Source organism: Pseudomonas sp. NPDC096950 (assembly GCF_044762525.1).
Classification (GTDB): domain Bacteria; phylum Pseudomonadota; class Gammaproteobacteria; order Pseudomonadales; family Pseudomonadaceae; genus Aquipseudomonas.
On sequence record NZ_JBIWEL010000020.1, the window covers coordinates 83,036 to 103,601 of the forward strand.

Annotated in this window: 18 protein-coding genes and 2 pseudogenes; 7 read left to right on the plus strand and 13 right to left on the minus strand. The window is 56.2% G+C overall.

What is annotated here, in order from left to right; genetic code table 11:
- Positions 1–173: 173 nt before the first annotated feature.
- Entirely contained in the window at positions 174–773 is a 600-nt protein-coding gene (locus ACIQY3_RS25475; protein WP_403025224.1) for a hypothetical protein, read from the minus strand.
- Between the two features lie 527 nt (positions 774–1,300).
- Between ACIQY3_RS25475 and ACIQY3_RS25480 the strand changes: the two genes are divergently transcribed.
- The gene (locus tag ACIQY3_RS25480; RefSeq protein WP_403025227.1) at positions 1,301–1,690 is read left to right on the plus strand and encodes a hypothetical protein; all 390 of its coding nucleotides are present in this window, start codon (positions 1,301–1,303) and stop codon (positions 1,688–1,690) included.
- A 42-nt stretch (positions 1,691–1,732) separates the two neighbouring features.
- On the plus strand, positions 1,733–2,149 hold the full coding sequence (locus tag ACIQY3_RS25485; RefSeq protein ID WP_403025230.1) for an Ohr family peroxiredoxin: 417 nt from the start codon (positions 1,733–1,735) through the stop codon (positions 2,147–2,149).
- A 123-nt stretch (positions 2,150–2,272) separates the two neighbouring features.
- Here ACIQY3_RS25485 and ACIQY3_RS25490 read toward each other — a convergent pair whose 3' ends face one another.
- The 3 genes from ACIQY3_RS25490 to ACIQY3_RS25500 all read right to left on the minus strand — a co-directional run bounded on the left by ACIQY3_RS25490 (position 2,273) and on the right by ACIQY3_RS25500 (position 5,909).
- Positions 2,273–3,691 carry an aldehyde dehydrogenase family protein gene (locus ACIQY3_RS25490; RefSeq protein ID WP_403025362.1) on the minus strand — a complete coding sequence of 473 codons (1,419 nt, stop codon included), beginning with the start codon at positions 3,689–3,691 and terminating at the stop codon, positions 2,273–2,275.
- Positions 3,692–3,782: 91 nt separating this feature from the next.
- On the minus strand, positions 3,783–4,532 hold the full coding sequence (locus ACIQY3_RS25495) for a creatininase family protein (RefSeq protein WP_403025233.1): 750 nt from the start codon (positions 4,530–4,532) through the stop codon (positions 3,783–3,785).
- 51 nt (positions 4,533–4,583) lie between these two features.
- Positions 4,584–5,909: an MFS transporter gene (locus tag ACIQY3_RS25500; RefSeq protein ID WP_403025238.1), complete on the minus strand. Its 1,326-nt coding sequence runs from the start codon at positions 5,907–5,909 to the stop codon at positions 4,584–4,586.
- A gap of 132 nt (positions 5,910–6,041) precedes the next feature.
- On the opposite strand from ACIQY3_RS25500, the gene ACIQY3_RS25505 reads away from it, so the two are divergent.
- A complete protein-coding gene (locus ACIQY3_RS25505) occupies positions 6,042–6,971 on the plus strand; it encodes a LysR family transcriptional regulator (protein WP_403025243.1) in 930 nt (309 codons plus the stop codon).
- Here ACIQY3_RS25505 and ACIQY3_RS25510 read toward each other — a convergent pair.
- From ACIQY3_RS25510 to ACIQY3_RS25535, 6 genes are all read right to left on the minus strand, one after another.
- On the minus strand, positions 6,962–7,288 hold the full coding sequence (locus ACIQY3_RS25510) for an antibiotic biosynthesis monooxygenase (RefSeq protein WP_403025246.1): 327 nt from the start codon (positions 7,286–7,288) through the stop codon (positions 6,962–6,964). The two genes, ACIQY3_RS25505 and ACIQY3_RS25510, sit on opposite strands and share 10 nt — an antisense overlap.
- 200 nt (positions 7,289–7,488) lie before the next feature.
- Positions 7,489–8,241 carry a 3-oxoacyl-ACP reductase family protein gene (locus ACIQY3_RS25515; protein ID WP_403025248.1) on the minus strand — a complete coding sequence of 251 codons (753 nt, stop codon included), beginning with the start codon at positions 8,239–8,241 and terminating at the stop codon, positions 7,489–7,491.
- Between the two features lie 55 nt (positions 8,242–8,296).
- Positions 8,297–9,073: an alpha/beta fold hydrolase gene (locus ACIQY3_RS25520; protein WP_403025251.1), complete on the minus strand. Its 777-nt coding sequence runs from the start codon at positions 9,071–9,073 to the stop codon at positions 8,297–8,299.
- A 25-nt stretch (positions 9,074–9,098) separates the two neighbouring features.
- A complete protein-coding gene (locus tag ACIQY3_RS25525) occupies positions 9,099–9,608 on the minus strand; it encodes a cytochrome P460 family protein (RefSeq protein ID WP_403025253.1) in 510 nt (169 codons plus the stop codon).
- Positions 9,609–9,632: 24 nt separating this feature from the next.
- Entirely contained in the window at positions 9,633–10,706 is a 1,074-nt protein-coding gene (locus ACIQY3_RS25530; RefSeq protein ID WP_403025256.1) for an alpha/beta fold hydrolase, read from the minus strand.
- 62 nt (positions 10,707–10,768) lie between these two features.
- Positions 10,769–12,121 (minus strand): epoxide hydrolase family protein, encoded by a 1,353-nt coding sequence (locus ACIQY3_RS25535; protein ID WP_403025259.1) that lies wholly within the window; start codon positions 12,119–12,121, stop codon positions 10,769–10,771.
- A gap of 372 nt (positions 12,122–12,493) precedes the next feature.
- On the opposite strand from ACIQY3_RS25535, the gene ACIQY3_RS25540 reads away from it, so the two are divergent.
- Positions 12,494–13,768 (plus strand): MFS transporter, encoded by a 1,275-nt coding sequence (locus ACIQY3_RS25540; protein WP_403025262.1) that lies wholly within the window; start codon positions 12,494–12,496, stop codon positions 13,766–13,768.
- Positions 13,769–13,961: 193 nt separating this feature from the next.
- Here the strand turns inward: ACIQY3_RS25540 and ACIQY3_RS25545 are convergent, their stop codons facing one another.
- Positions 13,962–14,231 carry a hypothetical protein gene (locus tag ACIQY3_RS25545; protein WP_403025265.1) on the minus strand — a complete coding sequence of 90 codons (270 nt, stop codon included), beginning with the start codon at positions 14,229–14,231 and terminating at the stop codon, positions 13,962–13,964.
- A 37-nt stretch (positions 14,232–14,268) separates the two neighbouring features.
- Here ACIQY3_RS25545 and ACIQY3_RS25550 point away from each other — a divergent pair.
- A pseudogene (locus tag ACIQY3_RS25550) lies at positions 14,269–14,793 on the plus strand (response regulator transcription factor); the annotation flags it as partial.
- Between the two features lie 25 nt (positions 14,794–14,818).
- On the opposite strand, the gene ACIQY3_RS25555 reads toward ACIQY3_RS25550, so the two are convergent.
- Positions 14,819–17,722, minus strand: a complete 2,904-nt coding sequence (locus tag ACIQY3_RS25555; protein ID WP_403025268.1) for an ATP-binding protein — start codon at positions 17,720–17,722, stop codon at positions 14,819–14,821.
- Positions 17,723–18,105: 383 nt separating this feature from the next.
- Entirely contained in the window at positions 18,106–19,089 is a 984-nt protein-coding gene (locus ACIQY3_RS25560) for a DUF4113 domain-containing protein (RefSeq protein WP_403025271.1), read from the minus strand.
- Between the two features lie 257 nt (positions 19,090–19,346).
- On the opposite strand from ACIQY3_RS25560, the gene ACIQY3_RS25565 reads away from it, so the two are divergent.
- A complete protein-coding gene (locus ACIQY3_RS25565) occupies positions 19,347–19,961 on the plus strand; it encodes a tetratricopeptide repeat protein (protein ID WP_403025365.1) in 615 nt (204 codons plus the stop codon).
- Positions 19,877–20,062, plus strand: a pseudogene (locus ACIQY3_RS25570) (hypothetical protein); the annotation flags it as partial. The gene ACIQY3_RS25565 and the pseudogene ACIQY3_RS25570, both read left to right, overlap by 85 nt.
- Between the last annotated feature and the right edge of the window lie 504 nt (positions 20,063–20,566).

The following is a 20,566-nucleotide window of genomic DNA, read 5'->3' on the forward strand; positions in this document are numbered from 1 at the left end:
TGAGTGGTATCGGCGGGAATATTTTTGACAAGTTTAAAATAACGTTATGCGCAACAACGCATAGTAGCACCGCCCCCTGTTCGAACAGTACTTGCAATAGTAAGCAAAACTCCCTTCAACTTCGCAGAATGAGGGCAGGTTCTCTCCCTGCCCTCATTACTGGGCATCAACTTTTAAGCCAATTCAGCCTTCACCATCTCAATCTTCGCCTTGATCGCTTGTTGTTCCGCTCTGGCTTTTTCCTTGGTCAACTCTCCGACTCTTTTGTCTAGGGAAGCTTGCTCTTCGGGAGACATTTTTTCATATTCCTCCTTACTCACGCCCGTCAATTGCTCTCTAAGCTTTTCGGCATCTGATTGGTTCATGTAATCCGTGAATAATTCCGACGCCGTTTTTTCGGATGAGGGTGGGGATTGGTAAGGACTCGTAGCCAGTTCATTCCCTACTACGTCATTACTGTTAGCGGAAAATGTGGCGTCATGATTATGAACTGTTGCAATGGGCAACGGGGCCGCGTCTGTACCCTCAGCGCCCTCGGATTTGGATGATGCCTTCCTCAAATTTACCATCATCTTCGCAAAAGCCTCGTCGAAGTCCTTCCTATCATCCGAGCCCGCCGTCGAAGTCTCGGTTTTGCTGACTTCAGAAAATCCAGACTGAGAGGATTGGACGGGTGATGCCAAGTTAAAAAGCGAATCCTTTTGTACCATATTCGTATGAATGTCGGTCTTGTTCCAAGACGCCAAAGAGAGGTCGCGGCTTCCGATTATCAAGGGGAACTCCTTATATAGAATAATTATATAAATACTGCATTTCCAGAATAGCAAAAAATGTGCCATATAGACGCAAGCTTCGTTAAGCCTCAGCTTCAAATGCCTCCAGCTCATTTCTTTCATGAACAGCGGAGGTGCCGATACAGATCTTTAATTAAGGCGGCAATATGTTGCCGCTGCATTTAAATTTTTTGCCGTTCAGCCTCAGGGTATCTACATACAAAACGGCATGTATTCCCAATGTCGCATTGTCTAAATCGCGTCTAATTATCTATAGGAGGAAAAAGCGTTGGCGCTTTTGTAAAGAGTGCGTTGGGATGATGAGTGGACATAGCAGATACGATGTTGTTGCCCCCCCTCTCAACTACGATGCCCACCCAACGGGTCTACTATTAAGCGCTAACACCGCATAACTGGTAAATCTCATCCTGTGACGTCATGCTCGAGCTGCACCACTCAAACTTTGGCAACCCCCTATTCCCCCGGTTGCTTGATCAGTTGAACAGATGACGTAGAGGGATCCGATCATGGCCGAAGGTAATCGCGAGAGTTGCCTTAGCACAGCTGAGCGGCTTGGGAACGACGAATTGCACGCCTTAATGGCGGGTGTCGTCAGGCGTGACAGGCATGAGTCACAACAACTCTTCACGGCAGTGACCCCCTTACTCATCGCCTTCTATGAAGGCCAAGTGCAGGCCGGTCGAATCGAGCGTGGAGCCACAGCGGGCTTGGTTCAGGAAGCTTTTAAGGCGCTCTACCTTGGACAGCCAGGTTATGAACCGAACCTACCGTTCCGGGCGTGGATTCTCGACATCGCACGATCAACTCTACTGGGCACTTCGGGCTCCGAAGCCGTTTTCGACGCTCTTGCGGGTGTGGCGGTGCGCAACTGCCAGCAAGCCATGCAAGTCACCTGATTCGATCTTTCGATGCCGCGTTATCAACGCCAGGAAGTACTCATGATCAATATCGAAAAAACCCTCTACACCGGTCATACCTACACAACAGGAGGTCGAGAGGGAACAGGCCGCAGCCATGATGGACGACTTGACCTCAAGCTTTCTCCACCCGGCGCGCCCGGAATAGGCACCAACCCGGAGCAATTGTTTGCAGTCTGCTGGTCAGCCGGCTTTCTCGGTTCTCTGCGCCATGCCTGCAATGCTCGCAGGATCGCCTTTCCAGTCATGGCCGGTGTGGATGCCCAAGTCGACCTGATCCATGGCGAACAGGGTTTTACTCTGCAGGCCCGACTGGTCGTATCGTTGCCGGACATCGAGTCGGACACCGCTTTGCAACTTATTGAAGCAGCAAACCAGAACTGCCCCTACTCAAAAGCCACGCACGCCAACATCCCTGTGAGCATTACACTCGCCTGATTTTCCGCTCTATGCTCAACACCTTCAGCAGAAGCAGAAGCAAAGGAAACCGTCTGCTTCTGCCTCGCAATCATTGGCTATTTGAAACACCAGACGCGAACACAATATCCCGCCAAACCCAAGCTAATCCGACACAATACTTTTGGCCTCAAGAAACGATTCCAGCCCAAAGACGCCGAACTCCCGGCCGACACCGGACTGTTTGACCCCGCCGAACGGCGCAAGCAGCTCTGGCGCGATTCTGTTGATCAACACCGAGCCGGCCTGCAGCCGGGTCGCCAGGCTTCGGGCACGTTCCGGTTGCCGGGAAAATACATAGGCCTGCAAGCCGTAGACACTGGCGTTGGCAATATCGATCGCCTGTTCTTGCGAGTCATATGCAATGATCGACAGCACCGGGCCGAAAATCTCCTCTTGAGCAATGTCCATTTCGCTGCTGACGTCGGAAAAGACCGTGGGCCTTACGAAATAGCCATTGTCCAGACCGATCGGCCTGCCCTCCCCCCCGGTAATCAGAGTCGCGCCTTGTGCCTGCCCGCGGCGGATGAAATTTTGTACGCGGTCGAATTGCGCCTGACTGACCAGAGGCCCGATAACGGTGGCAGGATCCTGCGGATTGCCGACGACCATCACTCCGACCAGACTTTTTACACGGTCGATGACGTCCTCGGCGTGCTCGCGCGGTACCAGCAGGCGCGTGCCGGCGACACACGCCTGACCGTTGTTCATGAAGGCGGCATTAAGTGCCAAGGGAATGGCGGTGTCGAGATCGGCGTCATCAAGAACAATAGAGGCCGACTTCCCCGTGAGCGACAGGCTCACTCGCTTCATGGTCTCTATACCGGCGCGAGCAATGAGTTTGCCGGTGGCGGTAGACCCGGTGAAGGAAATTTTCGCAATGTGTGGGCTGGTGCTGATTTCGTCACCGACATCACTGCCGCGCCCCAATAGAATGTTAAAAACCCCTTTGGGCAAATCCGCGCGATGCAACGCCTGGGCGAGCACATCGGTTTGCAAAGGACTCAACTCGCTCGGTTTGATGACCGAGGTACAGCCGGCCGCAATGGCCGATGCCAATTTGCTGCATATTGTTCCGGCGGTGCTGTTCCAGGGCGCAATCAGCGCCGCTACACCGACCGGCTCCATCACCACGGTCGCGTCGCCGACCGAACGAATCAGGTCGTAGTCTTTCAACACCTGCGCCGCATTGGCAAATGACTGAGAAGCGTAGCGACTGACCCATTGAGCTCGGGCGAACGGCGCACCGTACTCCTCGATGGCGGTATCGCGAATTTCATCCGTGCTCGCCATCACGGCAACCTGCAACTGCTCAAGCATCTCGATACGCTCGGCCTTGGAGGTGCGGCCCATCGCGACTTGAGCATGCGAAGCAGCCGCGATGGCGCGCCTGCTATCTTCACGGTTGGCCAAGGTGACCGTACCGATGACCGCTTCGGTCGCCGGGTTGATGCATTGCACCGTTTCATTCCCCTGAACGGGAACGAATGCTCCATCAATGTAACTATGATTAATCTTCCACATCGTGGCGAACCTGTTCGATTGCGGTTTACCCGCGTTGAGCACCAACGCCCGGTATGTCCAGGCGTTGACCATCGAATAAAACTCCAGCGGTTCAGCTTGGCATCGGCTCGCGGCTGAAGGCTTGCACCTCCTGCACCAGGCCTTGCGCTGCCATCATCACCAGTTGTCGGCCTTTTTCCGGGGACGCTTGCGCCGGGTCCGATCCCATGCGGCCATCCGGGTGACGGGCGCGGAAATCGGCAGCCTCTCGAATGGGCCCCCAATTGGCGATCTGTGGCGAGTAGTCAGCCGATTTGATGGCGTGTGGATAGGCCCATTGGGTCACGGCAATTTCCGAAGGCGTTGCATGAATGCCATGTCCTGTCGGGAACTGGTCTTTCGCCAGGTCATTGATCCCTTCCAGATCCCACCAGTTGCACAGCTTCAAGGCAAAACCCGCCTGGCGACGTGCGAAACTCGCTTCGGCGTAGAGTTCCGAAAACGCTGCTTCGATCGACGCGACGTTGCCGCCATGGCCATTGAGGAAAAAGATTTTTTCAAAGCCGTGGGCAGCCAACGAGCGAGTCCAGTCACCGATCGCGGCGATGAACGTCGAAGGCCTGAGCGTGATCGTTCCAGGGAAACCAAGATGATGCTGCGCCATGCCGATATTGAAGGTCGGGGCAATCAGGATATCCGCTGCCTCCTGCGCCTGATGGGCGATGATTTCAGGGCACATCCAGTCCGTTCCCAGCAGCCCGGTAGGCCCGTGCTGCTCGTTGGAACCGATCGGGATGACGATGGTACGGCTGCGCTCGAGAAATTTTGCGATTTCGGCCCAGGTCGATAGATGTAAAAGCATCTGCGTTCTCTCTTTGGAAAGGTTCCTTGCGGAACACGATGGGTGTGAAGTTCAAAGCGCCCGATCAATCTGCCGTGCATCCAAGACCCGGTCGCGATGCGCCAGCGGTTTGCTCGCGATGATCACGAACGCGGCGCACAAAAACACGCAGCCGACAGCGACGATGCCAGGGTTCATGCTTGCTGTTGATGTCTTTGCCCAACCGATCACTGCCGGGCCCCAGAAGCCGCCGCACAGACCGATGGTATTGATCAGAGCGATGCCGCCCGCTGCCGCTTCGCCCTTGATGAGTTCAGAGGGCATTGCCCACAACACCGTGTAGGCCATGAACATCATGGCGATCGCCAACGTCAGCAGAACCATTGATAACATCAGGTTCCCATCGGCAATAGGATACAAAAGTATCAGTATTGCCCCGACGCCTGCCGGGACCGCGCAGTGGTAGCGGCGCTCGCCGAAACGGTCGGAGCGGCGCCCGATCCAGTACATGCCGGCTGCCGCGGCCACATAGGGAATGGCGGCGCACCAACCCAGCTGCATCATGTCGTGAATGCCTTGCGCTTTAAGGATCGCCGGGAGCCAGAAGCTCATGGCGTAGATCGAAAAAATGATGCAGAAATAGGCGCACGCCAGGATGTAGATCCTGCGATCGCGCAACACCGCTCTGAACGAGTGAGCCCCTCCCGGGGACGCCCCCAGCTCACGCTGCAGCATTTGCTTTTCCTCGACGCTCAGCCAGCGAGCTTCGGCGGGATGGTTGCAAAGGTAAAAATAAGCAAACGCACCGAGCAACACGCAGGGCAACCCTTCGATCAGGAACATCCATTGCCACCCCGCAAGACCACCCATGCCCTCGAACGTGGAAATCAGCCATGCCGAAAGCGGACCGCCAATAATGCCGCCAGCAGGACCTGCGATGAACACGATTGCAATGGCCCTGGCCATTCGTTTGGGGCCGTACCAGCACGACAGGTAATAGATCATCCCCGGTGCGAAACCGGCTTCACAAACACCGAGCAGAAAGCGCATGGCATAGAACATCGGCACGTTGCGCACGAATAGCATGCAGGCCGATGTGATGCCCCATAACACCAGAATGCGACTGAAGGTTTTTCGCGCCCCCACTCGAGGCAGCATCAGGTTGCTGGGTAGCTCGAACAGTACATACCCCAGGAAAAAAACACCTGCGCCAACACCGTAAGCGGCGTCGGACAGTCCCAGGTCGTTTTGCATCTGCAGTTTGGCAAAGCCGACGTTGATGCGATCCAGATAGGCGAATACGTAGCAAACGAACAGCAGTGGCAACAGGCGCCAATTGAGTTTGCGGTACAACATTGCGAGGGCGGCACTCTCTTTGGGCGTCACGATGGTCGACATGCGAGTCTCCAGTTTTTCTTGTTGGTCTGACGTGTGGAAAGATGTTGCGCCGACGGCGTGAACATCAGCAAGAGCAACTATGTTCGTGTATCGTTGCCCTACGAGCAACGCAGAATCCAAAAGGAAACACTCGTGCGCGAAATCAACCAGCAACGCTTGCGGTATTTTCATGAGGTGCTGACCCACGGATCGATCCGGGGCGCAGCGGACAGCATCAACACTTCCCCGTCAGTGATCACGCGTCAGATCAAACTGCTGGAAGAGGAACTGGGCACCCGGCTGTTTGAACGCCAGGCCCGTGGTGTTCAGCCGACCGAAGCTGCCGCGCACCTGCTGGAGTTCTGGCGGGGCTATCGATCGCACCAGGAAAAGCTCGAAGACCAGCTCCAGGCGATCAAAGGCCTTCAGTTGGGACACGTACGGGTCGTCATCAGCGAGGGCTACGTCGATACATTGGTCGACCACGTACTCGCGCCATTCTGCAAACAGTATCCCAAGCTCGATATCAGGCTGGACATCCTGCCCGTTGACGACGTCCTCAACGAGATCGCGGAAAATCGCGCGCATATCGGCCTGGCCTACAACCCTCCTCCCCACCCTCACATCGACTATCGAGCGACGTCCCGGCAACCGGTGATGCTGTTGGTTCGCCCGGACCATCCATTGGCTTTGAAAGGGGCAATGGCAACGGTCGCCGATTTGCTCGACTGCCATCTGGTGCTGACGCCCACTACCTTCGGTATCGGTCATGCGCTGAAAATGCTCGAGTACGCCGAGAAGATAGAAATCCGTCCGGCGCTGGTCAGCAACTCATTGGCCGCCCTCAAGCGCCTTGTTGCATCCGGCGAGTTTGCTTCGCTGCTGGGCGAGGTGGCGGCCTACCGGGAAATCGCACAAGGCAGTCTCGCGGCCGTGGCCGTCGACCATCCACTGTTCCAAAAGGTCGAGGCGAAACTGTTGGTGAAATCCGCACGCCCGCTGGCGGCACCTGCTCAAGAACTGCTGAACTGGATGCTGCAGCGCTTGCCGATGTTCGCTTCCCGCAATCCTGTTCACCCATGAGGAACGCGACGTTGTTCTTCAGCGGGATTGATAATAAAGGTATTGAATTTAATCCGACTTGCCATGCCAGCCCGCAACATATCTATAAACCCGGCCAGCTGCGGATGATCAAAATGTGCACGCATCTGACTTTCTGATTCCCAGTAGCCGCTGACGATCCAGGAGTTTTTCGCCCGACGATTATCGGTAATCGCGTACCCTATGCACTCTGAATTGGTAAGAAGCTCGCGAACAATGTGAGGGAGTATCGAGCAGACTTCACCCACTCGCCCTTGTGCGGCATCGATTTCGACGGTATTGATTGCTGTAATTAACACTCTCAACCCTCCTGCATGACCGACGGGAAATTCTGCCGTATTCACACTGTCCATCGGTTATCTGATCGAGGAACTCGGAGCGCTGTTGTTCGCGGTATTGCCCCTGGTGCCCGGCATCACGGCACGGCTCAAACACGTTGCACGGCCCTATCTACAAGTGTCCAACGACTGACCAGGGCAATACGGCAAGACAGCCGGGTTCAGGCTAGATATCCGCCGTCGACCGTCAGGCTCGCGCCGGTGACAAACGAAGCATCGTCACTGGCAAGGTACGCCGCCATTCCAGCGATCTCGTCAGCGGTGCCGAGCCGACCCAGCGGCACCAGTTTGATCACATGATCCAGATAAGGCGCGTCGGCCGGGTTCATGTCGGTCGCCGTCGGACCGGGTTGAATGTTGTTGACGGTAATGCCGCGTGCGGCGAAATCCAGGGCCAGACCGCGCACCAAACCGACCAGCGCTGCCTTGGTCATCGAGTAGGCGCTGGTCCCGGGAAAACCGCTACGCGCCCCGGCGACACTCCCGATGGTGATGATACGATCACCGCGACTCATGACTCTGGAACAGGCCTGAATCACCACATAAGCGGCGCGTACGTTTACCGCATACATGTTGTCGAGCGCCTCGACACTGAACTCGTCTACTGACCCGAGCCCCAGAATTCCGGCATTGTTCACCAGGATATTCAGCGCACCGAAGTGCTCTACCGCCGTGCCGACGGCACGCTCGATATCCTCTGCGATCCGGCTATCGGCCTTGATCGCCAGCGCCCTGCCCCCATGTGCCCGGATATCGGCAACCAGCGCCTCGGCCTTCACATCGGATGCCGAGTAAGTGAAGGCCACTGCGGCGCCCTCCACAGCCAGTCGGCGCACAATTGCAGCACCGATGCCGCGCGAGCCACCGGTGATCAAGGCAGTCCTGCCGATAAACCGTTGTGAGTTGCTGTTCATTTTCTTACCTTCCACTGAGGTTCATTAAAAACGCGCGTCCGCACGCCGATGGGCATTACTTCGCCGTGGCGGCTTTTTCGATCAGGCGGGCAACCGGTCCCGGGTTCGAAACCATCACGACATGGGACGCGCCCTTGACGACTTCCACACCTTTGGCGGCGGCGCGCTTGGCCATGAAGTCCATAACTTGCGGCGGGATGTTCTTGTCCTTTTCGCCATAGATGTACCAGGACGGAATATGCTTCCAGGCGGGTGTGCCGGACTGTTCGTTGAGTGCCGCTTCCGTCACCGGGCGCTGGGTGGCGGCCATCAATGCAGCCTCTTTCGTGGGGACGTCAGCGGCGAACTGGTCGTGAAACTTGTCCTGCTGGATGTACAAGTCCTTGCCGCCATCGGCCAACGGTACAGGCGCAGCCAGGGTTGGACCCAGCGTGCTGCCCGGGAATTTGCCAGCCAGCCCGGCGACGGTTTCCCCGGCCTCGGGTGCAAACGCACTGACATAAACCAGCGCTTTAACGTTGGCATGATCGTTGGCCGCATCACTGATGACGTTGCCTCCATAGGAATGGCCGACCAGTACTACAGGCGAATGAATACTCGTCAGCAATGCCGAAATTGCCGCGCCATCGCTTTTTACGCCGCGCAATGGGTTGGCGGCGGCAACCACCGGGTAACCATCTTTCTCGAGAATCTTTACCACCCCATTCCAACTCGACGCATCGGCAAAGGCGCCGTGGACGAGCACGATCGTGGGCTTTTCAGTTTGTGCCCAGGCGTGTGTACCCATACTCAGGCTGACGGCGACGGCCAGCGCGGTCACTACTTTTTTCATTACAAACTCCAGGTTTGACGGGAAATTAAGGGGCGAAGCGAGTGAAGACAAAATCGTGATTGCGCACTCGAGCCTGGTGACAGGCGAAACAGGTTTGATGCTGAGCTTCATTGGCCGGTTTACCGTTGATGAACCGCCCGAATCCCCAGCCTCCTGTTGCTGCATATTTCTTCGAGTCCTTGACCATGACCTGCACGGTCGTGGCCGCACCCGGGATGGACGCAGGCTCGAATTCCGGGGACTGAACATGTTTCCAGGCAAGCTTTACCAGCACCGTGCCGTCAGGGAATGGCAGCGTTGAATCCTGATAAGCCTTGATGGCCAGATCATTGCCCAGCACGGCTCGCAGCTCGTCCAAAGGTGCCGCTTCCTGCGCCGGGGCAATCATCGGCCACAAGCGATAGTTTTCAGGCAGCTTCACGCCATAGATCGGTGAGGCGTCGCCATTATTGGCGTCGCCCAAGGCGACAACGGTGGCGGTCACTGCTACGGTTGCAATGGCAGCCGACATCACTGCCAGATATTTGAGCTTCATCGTTGCAATCCTTTCAGCTGTTTCTCAAAGGTGATCGGCATCGATCACGGCCTGAGCGAAGGCTTGCGGCGCTTCTTGCGGCAAGTTGTGGCCGACACCACCGCTGATCAATCGGTACTCATACTTACCAGTGAAACGCTTGGCGTACGCCTCGGCAGGTGGATGCGGAGCGCCGTTGGCGTCACCTTCCATGGTGATGGTTGGCACACTGATGGATGGAGAGGCCGCGAGCGTCTTCTCCAGTGCGTCGTATTTGGCCTCGCCCTTGACCAGCCCCAGGCGCCAGCGATAGTTGAAAATCGACACAGCAACGTGATCCGGATTCTGCAAAGCAGCGGCGCTGCGATCGTAGGTCGCGTCGTCGAAATTCCACTGCGGCGAAGCCAGCTTCCAGATCAATTTGGCAAAGTCGTGGGTGTTTTTCTCGTAGCCCAGACGGCCACGCTCTGTCGCGAAATAGAACTGATACCACCACTGCAATTCGGCGGCGGGCGGCAACGGCGCCTTTCCGGCGTCCTGGCTGCCGATCAGGTAACCGCTCACCGCAACCAGTGCCTTGACCCGTTCAGGCCAAAGGGCCGCGACGATATCAGCCGTGCGCGCACCCCAGTCATAGCCGCCGAGTACGGCTTGTTTGATCTGCAGCGCATCCATGAAGTCGATCAGGTCGGTCGCCAACGCGGAGGGCTGACCATTGCGGATCGTCTTGGCAGAAAGGAAACGTGTATCGCCATAACCGCGAGCATAGGGAATCAATACGCGATAACCCTTCTGGGCCAGCGCCGGTGCGACGTCGATGTAGCTGTGAATATCGTACGGCCAGCCGTGTAGCAGGATTACCACAGGACCGTCAGCCGGGCCGACTTCTGCATACTCAACATTCAGCAATCCGGCCTTGACGTGTTTCAACGGACCGAAGGAAACATTGCTACCGGGCGTAATTACGTCGATTTTCCCCGGCGGCACATCAGCGGCGTAGACCGGCGATGAGGCAACGCTTAGGACTCCCGCTTGAAGCAATGCGATCGTCAGAACGGATCGAGCGAGCAGGCTCCGGCGCGGTGATACGGCTCGGTGGTTCAACGCAGTCTTCTTCATGGTCAGTCTCCCTGGGAACAGCAGATGGCGGTTCCAGAATGTCGGGGTGGGTTGAAAAAGGTTTACCGGGTAGCGGTTTTTTGCTCAGCCTTGCGCAGTGGACGAAATGCCGCACGCAATTCTTCACTGAACAATTGAGGTTGTTCCCACGCCGCGAAGTGGCCGCCCTTGCTGACCTCGTTGAAGTAGGATAGCGAGGGGTAGGCACGCTGCGACCACACTCTTGGTGCACGGTAGATTTCGTGTGGGAACACGGTGATGGCCACTGGTACCTTGATGCTGGCAGTCTTCTGCGCTGCTGCGCTGAAGTTGTTGTTGTTGTTCTCCCAGTAGAAACGGGAGGACGACGCACCACTGTCGGTCAGCCAATAAAGGCTGATGTCATCGAGCATTTCATCGCGGCTGAGCACGCGCTCGGGATGACCGTCACTGTCAGTCCATGCGGCAAACTTTTCGTACATCCACGCCGCTGTACCGGCGGGCGAGTCGGCCAGCAGGTAGCCGATGGTCTGGGGCCGCGTCACCATCATTGCGCCATAGGCGGCGCTGCGCCCGAAAAAGGAGCTGAGCGCGTTGTAAGCGGTACGCTCCGGATCCTTCAGCCCGGCCGGCGCCGGATCGCCGCTGTTGATCGGCTTGACCAGTTCCGGCGGAACGGTTGCCGGCATGTTTAAGTGAATGCCCAGTAGACCGGGTGGGCCAAGGCGACCCAATGCATCAGAGATAACCGAACCGTGGTCGCCACCCTGAGACACGTAATGGGTGTATCCCAGGCGATTCATCAGCACATCCCAAGCCTTCGCTACCCGATCAGGTCCCCACCCAAGTTCGGTCGGCTTGCCGGAAAAACCATGGCCGGGAATCGATGGAATCACCACATCGAAAGAATCCTCCGCACGCCCACCGTAAGCCGTCGGGTCGGTCAGCGGGCCGATGGTCTTGAGGAATTCGAACTGCGAACCTGGCCAGCCATGGGTCAGGATCAACGGCATGGCATTGGGGTTGCGCGACCGGACATGGATAAACTGGATGTCGACACCATCAATGGTGGTCACGAACTCCGGCAATGCGTTGAGTTTCGCCTCGGCCTTGCGCCAGTCATAACCGTTGCCCCAGTACTTCACCAACTCCTTGACCTGAGCCAACTGCACACCCTGAGATACGTCGTTGACCGTTTCCTTGTCGGGCCAGCGGGTGTCCGCGATGCGTTTGCGCAGGTCTGCCAATTGCGCTTCATCGACATGAATCCGGAATGGACGAATGGCTTGCGACTGAGCGGAAGCAACGTTGGCCGCCGGCTGCTCAGCAGCCGTGCTGGCCGCCCATGCGCCACAACTGGCCGCCAGCGCCGCGAAACCGAACATGCTTGCCCTGACGTGATGGCGCCAAGTAAAAACGGACGAAACCACACGCATGATGAATCTCCTTTTAGGTAGGTGTCCTGCTGCCGCAGCGACTTTCGAGGTAGCCCTCACAGGCTTGGCTTCTGGTCTGAGCCATGTCACCTGCGGCTATGCAGCTAACGAAATCGGATGAAATCACCCGAGCGCCTTGAGGGCGATTACACGATGGTGTCGGTCGATACTTAGGTATAAACGACCTGGCAGACAGGCTGGGCGCAGTCCTCTGCTGTCATCAGGAAGTACCCGGATATTCGCCCGCATCAAGCAAACACAGGCGAATCCCGGCCTGATCGAAAAAATGTTCGGAAAAAAAACTCGACGGCACCTCTGCTTGTCGCCAGCATTGAAGCCTTTTCGGACAACAACACGGTTCAAGGAACACGGATGCGCGGGGAAACAACGCTCAAGGGTGGGGATGACATTGCAATGGCCCCTTCTCAGTGGAGAGTCATCGGCCTGTGCATGCTCTTCAACGTCATCGACGGCATGGATGTCATGGCCATGGCATTTACCGGGAGCAGCGTATCGGCCGAGTGGGGATTGACCGGCGCACAACTCGGCATGCTGCTGAGTGCGAGCCTGGTCGGCATGGCACTCGGCTCTTTGCTTGCCGGCCCCCGAGCGGATCATTACGGACGTCGGCCGCTATTGCTGGCGGGGCTCTCGCTGAGCGGTTTGAGCATGCTGCTGTCCTTCTGGAGCCCAAACCAATCTCTGCTGATGCTCTTGCGTTTACTGACGGGCATCGGCACCGGAGCGGTTCTCGTGGCCGCGAATGTGCTGACTTACGAGCGCGCCAGTAAGCATCGGCGCAATCTGGCCATCGCCCTGCAGTCGATGGCCTTCGCATTAGGCGCAAGCCTGGGCGGCGTGCTGGCCCATGCACTCAATTCCAGCGCGGGCTGGCGCTATGTATTCCTCGCTGGTGGTCTGATTACGCTTGCAGCTGGCGTGGCGGGCGCATTTTTTCTGCGCGAGTCGGCGCAATTTCTGGTACTCGATCAGCAGCGACATCAGTCGCTCTCGATCCATTCGGCAGCAACGTCAACGATGACACGTTCAAAGTACCGAGCGTTGTTTACCCCTGCGCAGTGGCAGCAGACAACCTCGCTGGCGCTGGCACTGTTGCTGCTCATGGCGTGTTTCTACTTCGTGATGAGCTGGACGCCGACACTAATGACCCTCAACGGCTTTTCCGAAAAAGAAGGCGCCGTCAGTGGCGTGTTGCTCTGTGTTGGCGGCATGTCAGGGGCGCTGCTGATGGGCGTGGCGGCCAATCGTTTCGGCTGCTGGCGATTGCTGCTGGGCTTTTTGCTCTTCAATAGCGTGTTGATGACCTTGATCGTACCGGCCGCCGGCTTGTCGGGTCTGGCCGTTTCCACTTGCGTCATCACCGGCCTGTTGCTCAATGGTGCCATTGCCGGGCTCTTCATCCTGGCTCCCCAGGCCTTTGACACTGCCATTCGCACGACTGGTGTCGGCGTGGTGCTGGCAACAGGGCGTCTTGGCGCGATTATTTCGCCTGTTGCCGCCGGGCTGTTCCTTGACGCCCATTGGACCGCACAAGACCTGTTTATGTTTTTTGCGAGCAGCCAGATAGTGGCGGCCCTTCTGGTCTGGTATAGCTGCAGAGCTTCGAAGGCATGCAGCTCATCATGAGGCGTTGCTGAGGTTTACCACTTCATGGCGCTATCTCCCAGCATTGTCTGATGTGTGCGTCAGCCTTGGCTGTCTCGCCTATAAAGACTATTGTCTACCCGTGTCATCCGGGAAAAATCCCCTCTGTCTGAGGAAGAATGAGCAGTTTACCCGTCGTCTGGCGAGACTCGAGATCACGATGCGTCTGTTCGGCTTACGCCAATGAATAACGCTGGCCGATCACGGTTTTCAACTTGCCTGAAGCCACCCAGGAAAACTGCTGCCGGGTGCGTTCCAGCGACGCGTCGCGGCGCACGTAATGCAGGACCGACGGATAAGTCAGCTTGATACTGCGCGGAATGGAAAAGATATCGATCGGTGCAATCGGATCCATGAATGGGCCATAGAGCGCCAGCGCACCAAAGTAATCGAGCAGGCTCAGTGAAGCGACGAACCCCTCGCCCCGTTCAGTCGTACAGCACATTGACGGGCTGGCCTTCCGTCAAACGCAGACGGCCCGGCAGCCACGACTTTTCGAGTCGGCTCAGGATTTTTTCAATGCGCCTCGGCCGCTTGTACTCAGTTGCCTGGTGCTAGACATCAATCTGCCGGACCTTAATGGCCTCGATCTGCAAACATCCATCGCCGACGACAGGCGCAACATGCCTATCATATTCATCACCGGCTATGGTGATATCCCGTTAACGGTTCGGGCCTTGAAAGCCGGCGCGGTGGAGTTTCTGGCCAAACCTTCAACGACGATGTGTTGCTAAAAGCAATGGGCTGATGCGCTTCAGAGCAGCCACGCCAAACTCGACGGAGAAAAAAACCTGCGCACACTGTTGGAGGCCTACCGAACCCTGACACCTCGTGAACAGGAAATCCTAGAATCGGTGGTCATCGGACGATTGAACAATGCCATCGCAGCCGACCTGAGGATCAGCGAGATCACAGTCAAAGCTCATCGAGGCAAAGTCATGCGCAAAATGAAAGCCCGCTCGATGGCCGACCTACTAAAAATGCCTGCACTGGTTACCCCCCGTTAATCGAGATTCGCTGCGCGCGACGGCATCAAGACGGTTGTGTATCGCCCAGGGTTTTCTGCCAGAGTGCTTCCAGGCGGCGCACATCAAGTGTGTCGAAGCCTTCCGATACCCTTTCACGGCATACCCTGAGCATCTCCAGCGCCTGCAGCCGATTGCCCTGTTCCAGCCATAATTTCGCCAAGTCCATCGATGCCCTCAATTCCCAGGCCCAGGCACCCTGCTCCCGGCTCAAGGTACGTGACTCTTCAAGCATGATCGACGCAGCATGCACGTCATCGCCATCCATGACCTTGATGAGTCCGGACTTGATTCGCAGCAATTCCGGCAGTGCAAAGGCATCACCGCTGACGCGACAATGACTGATCGTACCGTCAACCAATACCCGGGCTTTTTCATATTGGTGACTCAGAATCAAACCTTCGGCCAGCGAGATTTCGAATGAGGTCGTAAGCAGTTCGTAGCGCATGCCGTGCAGCTGCGCCAGACTTTCTTCGAGCACCGCGACAGAATTGTCGGGCTGCTCGGCGCGTATGGCAATCGACGTCCGGAAGCCACGAGCTGCAGCAATGTAAGGGCCAAGTGCGTTGGATTCAGCGATTGTGGCGAAGCGTTCAAGACTCACCGCCGCCTTCTGCAAATCTCCGGTCCAGATGTAAATGCACAGGATCCAGACCATCGCAATGCAATAGGTGACCGAATGCTGCAGCGCAGATGCCTCGGCCTCTATCTGCTCTGCCCAGCGTCGGGCCTGGTCAGGGAAACCCTGCAGCCAGAGGGTTCGAGCCAACGCCAACCCGGTGCGGTTACGATGATCGAAACCGTAGTAGATCGTACCGCTGCGTTTTGACGGCAAGCTGTTACGCAATGAGCTTTCCAGCTGCTGACGAGCAAGCGGCTGGTTGCCAAGTAGATGATGTGAAATACCCGCAAGCGAAGCGGCAATGGCAATCGCTTCGGGCTTGTTCAAAATGTTGCCGACCTCGCTGGCCTGTTCGGCCCATGTCAGAGAGGAAGCGAAATCGCCGATGCGCTCATAGAAAATCTGTAGCCGTCCGAGCAGCCTGAGTTGGGACCAGTAATCCGACAACGCGATGGCGATGTCGAGCGCCCTGAGCAAAGCCTTCTGCGCCGCCTCGCTGTTGCCACGAGTGAACATCAGTACCAAACCGAGCGCGGCTTGCAACTCCATTTCAGTAGGTGTGCCAAAATAACCCAGCTCTAGTAATTCAGCCGCCCGTGTGCACCAGGTCCGGCACTCGGCCAACAAAGAAAAATGCAGGAACAACGGTGCGCTGGCCGCTGCCAGTGGTAACGCGAGCCCTGGATCACCCTGCGGCCCGAAGCTCCATTCCAGCGAACTTCTGACGTTGCCCAACTGACTGGCAAGACGCTCCGATTTTTCGAAAATCTCATTGGGCGACGTGCCCAGGCGTTCCAGCAGATCCATATAGAAAGCTGCATGCCTGAACGCCAGAGCGTTGACCTCGACATCACCTCTGGCGGCCAGCTTCTCCCGGGTGTAGGCGCGGGTCATCTCTAGCAGACGGTAGGTCCACCTTAAATCGCTGTGATCAATTGTGACCAGACCTTTGCAGACCAACTCATCGAGGATCGCCGCCGCGGCGGCAGTGTCGATCTGGGTATCGGCGATGACTTGGGACGCCGCCTCCTGAGAAAACGGCCCGACGAAAACCGAAAGCCGCTCCAGCGCCAGCCCCTGCAGCGGCGACAGTAGGTCATAGCTCCAATTGAGCATCGCGCGCAGAGTTTGATGCCGTGGCAAGGCCGTCCTGCGTCCTGACCAGCCCAGAGAAAAACGCTCGCCCAGCAATGCGTGCGTGGATTTCAGTCCATGGCTGGCAACGCGCATTGCCGCCAGCTCGATCGGCAGTGCCATACCCTCCAGACGTTGGCACATGTCGGCAATCAACTGCGCATCATCATCGTCCAACACCAGTGCTGTGTTACCCGTTGATGCACGCTCGACAAACAGTCTGATTGCTGAAAAACCCAGCAACTCATCGATAGAGAGGTGCTGAAGTTCGCGGGGAAATTCGAGAGGATTGAGCCAGTGAACGTATTCGCCACGGGCCCGCAGCGGTTCGCGACTGGTGGCCAGAATCCCGACATTCGGCGCCGTGTCACTGATTTGCTCAACGATCGCTGAAACCGCATCGATCAAATGTTCACAGTTGTCGATGACCAGCAACACCCTCTGCGTGCGTAAGTGCGCGAGCAGTACAAACAAGGAGTCTTCTGCCTGAACCGGTATTTCCAGTGACCTGGCCAGCGCAGAAAGCACCAGCGATTGGTCTTCGACCTGAGCCAGATCCACGAAACGCGCAGTCTGGTAACCCTGTGCGCAAATGCGGTGCGCCACCTCGATGGCAAGACTGGTTTTGCCAACGCCACCGGGGCCGACGATGGTAAATAGTTTGGGCTGCAGCATGTGATCGACAACTAATCGAAGATCGGTTTCGCGTCCGAACAGCTTCGCTCTCGGTGGTAGATTACATTGGGTCTCCACACGCTCGCCGTCGGTAGCTTCTGCGTCGATAACTACTGGTTGGCTCCCGGCCAGTTGTATTTCTAGCGGTGCCACAAACGCATATCCCACACCGACCTGCGTGGTGATATATCGCGCGTGCTCGTCACCATCACCGAGAATCCGCCGAAGGGCTGTCATATGAAAGCGCAGACTGCCTTCCTCGACAATGATATCGGGCCACACCTGCTTGATCAGGTCGCTCTTGGTCAGCACCCTGCCCGGTCGTACCAGCAAGGCGATTAATAAATCCAGCGCTCGCCCACCGATCTCAACTGGAGCTCCATTTTTTTCAAGCAACCTTTTCGCAGGCACGACGCAGAACGGGCCGAAAACGTATTGGGTGGTGTTTGATTCGTGCGATTCGTCTGGAAAAGGCTCCACGAGGATCGTTCTCTCAAAATAGGGCGTTCGCCGTTCGAAGCCGTTCGTGTAGGCCTGGAATCATAGGTATATTGCACGATCTTTCAAGTCAGATCACTCTGCCAATCGTTTGACATTTTGCGTTCGTTGATTAGCACATGGGATGGTGGCGAAAGTGAGTATAGACGACAGCCGATGCAAGATTGGCACCGTGCAATAAAGATACCCATGTCCTGCTGACCGTCAACATCGGGTTGCTTCCTGCCCTTCGTGACAGGCAGAAATCGGCCGATTCCGTTGAAAAAGTCGGATTTTCAGATCACTTGAACTCAGGCAAGACCATCACCGAAGAACCAGGGTTTATCGTCGAGCTGTAACAGTGTCGGATTCAGGTGACCAAACACTCAATGGCAGTTCACGGTCCACAACTGGTCCAGCCGCGTGGTGTAACTTTGACTCATCAAATCACGGCGCATGGCCCAATCCGGACAGCTCGGCACGCTGGCGGAACGCAGCGTTCCTCTTCCCCACCGGCCATTGATCTGATCCAGCACTGCCATCACTCGAGTCGCCTCCGCAGGCTGTGACGCCGCAAACAGATCGTCGGTATACTCACCGGGTTGGCACAGGTTCAGCAGCATCACCTCCGCCTTGCTGTAGTTAAAGCCTGGCCGGAATACCCGATCGAGTGCATCCACCGCCGCTTTTGTCAGCAAACGCACGTCGTCCGTCGGGTAGGGCAAGTCCACCACCACACTGCTCGCGTACTTGGCCTCCTCGGGATTGAACATCCCGGTGCGGATGCTGACTCGGATTTTCTTGCACAGCGAATTCTGGGCCCGGAGCTTTTCCGAGGCGCGCATCATGTACGTGGCCACCGCCTCCTTGATCGGCGGCAATTCCTCCAGCCGCTTGCCGAACATCCGGCTGCAGCAGATCTCCTGCTTGGGCAGATCGAGCTCGTCCAATTCGAGGCATGGCGTACCGGCTAACTCCCGCGCAGTCTTTTCAATCACCACGCTGAAATGCTTGCGCAGTGACCAGGCATCGGCCTTGGCCAGGTCCATCGCCGACTTGATGCCGAGGGTGTTCAGGTGCACTTTCATGCGCTGGCCCACTCCCCATACCTCCCCCACGTCGGTGTTGCGCAGCACCCAATCGCGTTTCACCTGGTCGCAGATATTCACCACCCCTCCGGTCTGGGCATGCAAACGTTTTGCCGTGTGGTTGGCCAGCTTGGCCAGGGTTTTGGTGGGGGCAATGCCGATACCGACCGGGATACCGGTACAGCGCAGCACCTGGCTTCGGATCTTCCGGCCCAGCGCATCCAGGCTGTCGATGCCCGTCAGGTCGGCGAACGCCTCATCGACATAAAGGAAAGATGTCAACCCATGGACATCGATTTGGATGAATATTTGTGAAGGTTTAAATTAGGTCTTCGATGTCCATAGACAATACACATTTTTCACAGAATGGATCACGTGGTGTCCATGGCAAATACGCGAATTTTGTGGCCACGAAAGCTAGCATGTCAGGCGAAATTGCGGTTAAAAGCTCCAACGGCAAAAGTAAAGCAGCTATTTTTCGTTGTGTAAGGGCGTTAAGCGAATTTCTGTGCAGTGTATTGGCTTTGGCGAGCCCAATAATGGCATATGCTGTTACCGATATAGCTGACTTGTGCCCGTCGAAAGCCAGTGAGACAGAGAAAAAAATAGTCAATTGCACTCAAGCCATTGAGTCGAAAAAGTATTCGGGTGCTGGGTTGGCTGGTTTATTGAGAAATCGCGGGATAGTCTTCGCAGAAGAGTTACAGGAGTACGGGCATGCCATCGCGGACTACAGCGTCGCGTTGCACTTAGACTCATCTGGCTCCGACACCTATTTCAATCGTGCACTTGCCTATGCCGCGCACGGAGAAACTGAAAAGACCATCGCCGATTACAGGGAAAGCATAAAATTGAGCCCCAAAGTAACAGACGCCTATTACGATCGTGGCGGTATATATTTCGCCACCAATAACTATCCCAGCGCAATTGCTGACTATAGCGCTGCCATCCTCATTGACCCCAAAAACTCGAAAGCACTAAGCGGACGGGGGCTTCGTATGCCCTTACAGAGAAGTATGGCCAAGCTGAGTCGGACCTCAATGAGGCCCTTCGTCTTAATCCTAAAAGCGCGGAAGCGCATAACAGTCGCGGCCTCATGTTTTACTGGCAAGAGAAATATGACCAGGATTTATTTGATTGTGACGCCGCGATAAAATTGAAGCCGAGATTTGTTTCTGCTTTCACCAATAGAGGCGTGCTGTTTAACGCACAAAAAAAGTATGCCAAGGCTGTCGATAGCTTAATCGGGCCATAGTGCTCGATCCAGAGCATGACGCCGCTTTTTACGGTCGCGGCATTGCATTTGAAAGTATGGGATAATTGAGTAATGCCCATGAGGACTTTACCAAGTCATTAACACTTGTGCCTGGCGATGCGGATAGTTTGTCAGCGACAATTGCGCGTCGAGACGAAACTGAAGTCCATTCATATGCAATAACGAATTTTTTTAGATCGGAAGTTACTGGCCCGGAGTGTGTAAAAACGCATGCGCCGTTTTAAAGTCTGCGTTGCTACGCTTATCCGCTGAACAGATTAATCAGACTCCAGGCGGCTCCAATCAAAGCAATAAAAAGAAAGAGCACTAACGTAAGAATTAAAGGCTCATACCGCATAAGGGTGCTCCTAAAATTGGGCTAAAACCATGAGCGGTTAATTCCGCCTTCAGATTTTATTTATGTAGTGGGTGCACGCTTAATTGGCTGAATAGCGCTACTAATCCTACTTTAACCGCTTTCATTCTCGTTAATGGTCTGGTAAA

Bases quoted from the DNA above. Each gene is read 5' to 3' on its own strand.
- ACIQY3_RS25515 (WP_403025248.1), bottom strand. From the start codon at position 8,241: ATGAACAGCAACTCACAACGGTTTATCGGCAGGACTGCCTTGATCACC.
- ACIQY3_RS25480 (WP_403025227.1), top strand. From the start codon at position 1,301: ATGGCCGAAGGTAATCGCGAGAGTTGCCTTAGCACAGCTGAGCGGCTT.
- ACIQY3_RS25545 (WP_403025265.1), bottom strand. From the start codon at position 14,231: ATGTGCTGTACGACTGAACGGGGCGAGGGGTTCGTCGCTTCACTGAGC.
- ACIQY3_RS25520 (WP_403025251.1), bottom strand. From the start codon at position 9,073: ATGAAAAAAGTAGTGACCGCGCTGGCCGTCGCCGTCAGCCTGAGTATG.
- ACIQY3_RS25485 (WP_403025230.1), top strand. From the start codon at position 1,733: ATGATCAATATCGAAAAAACCCTCTACACCGGTCATACCTACACAACA.
- ACIQY3_RS25565 (WP_403025365.1), top strand. From the start codon at position 19,347: ATGGCATATGCTGTTACCGATATAGCTGACTTGTGCCCGTCGAAAGCC.
- ACIQY3_RS25490 (WP_403025362.1), bottom strand. From the start codon at position 3,691: ATGTGGAAGATTAATCATAGTTACATTGATGGAGCATTCGTTCCCGTT.
- ACIQY3_RS25500 (WP_403025238.1), bottom strand. From the start codon at position 5,909: ATGTCGACCATCGTGACGCCCAAAGAGAGTGCCGCCCTCGCAATGTTG.
- ACIQY3_RS25535 (WP_403025259.1), bottom strand. From the start codon at position 12,121: ATGCGTGTGGTTTCGTCCGTTTTTACTTGGCGCCATCACGTCAGGGCA.
- ACIQY3_RS25530 (WP_403025256.1), bottom strand. From the start codon at position 10,706: ATGAAGAAGACTGCGTTGAACCACCGAGCCGTATCACCGCGCCGGAGC.
- ACIQY3_RS25540 (WP_403025262.1), top strand. From the start codon at position 12,494: ATGCGCGGGGAAACAACGCTCAAGGGTGGGGATGACATTGCAATGGCC.
- ACIQY3_RS25525 (WP_403025253.1), bottom strand. From the start codon at position 9,608: ATGAAGCTCAAATATCTGGCAGTGATGTCGGCTGCCATTGCAACCGTA.
- ACIQY3_RS25495 (WP_403025233.1), bottom strand. From the start codon at position 4,532: ATGCTTTTACATCTATCGACCTGGGCCGAAATCGCAAAATTTCTCGAG.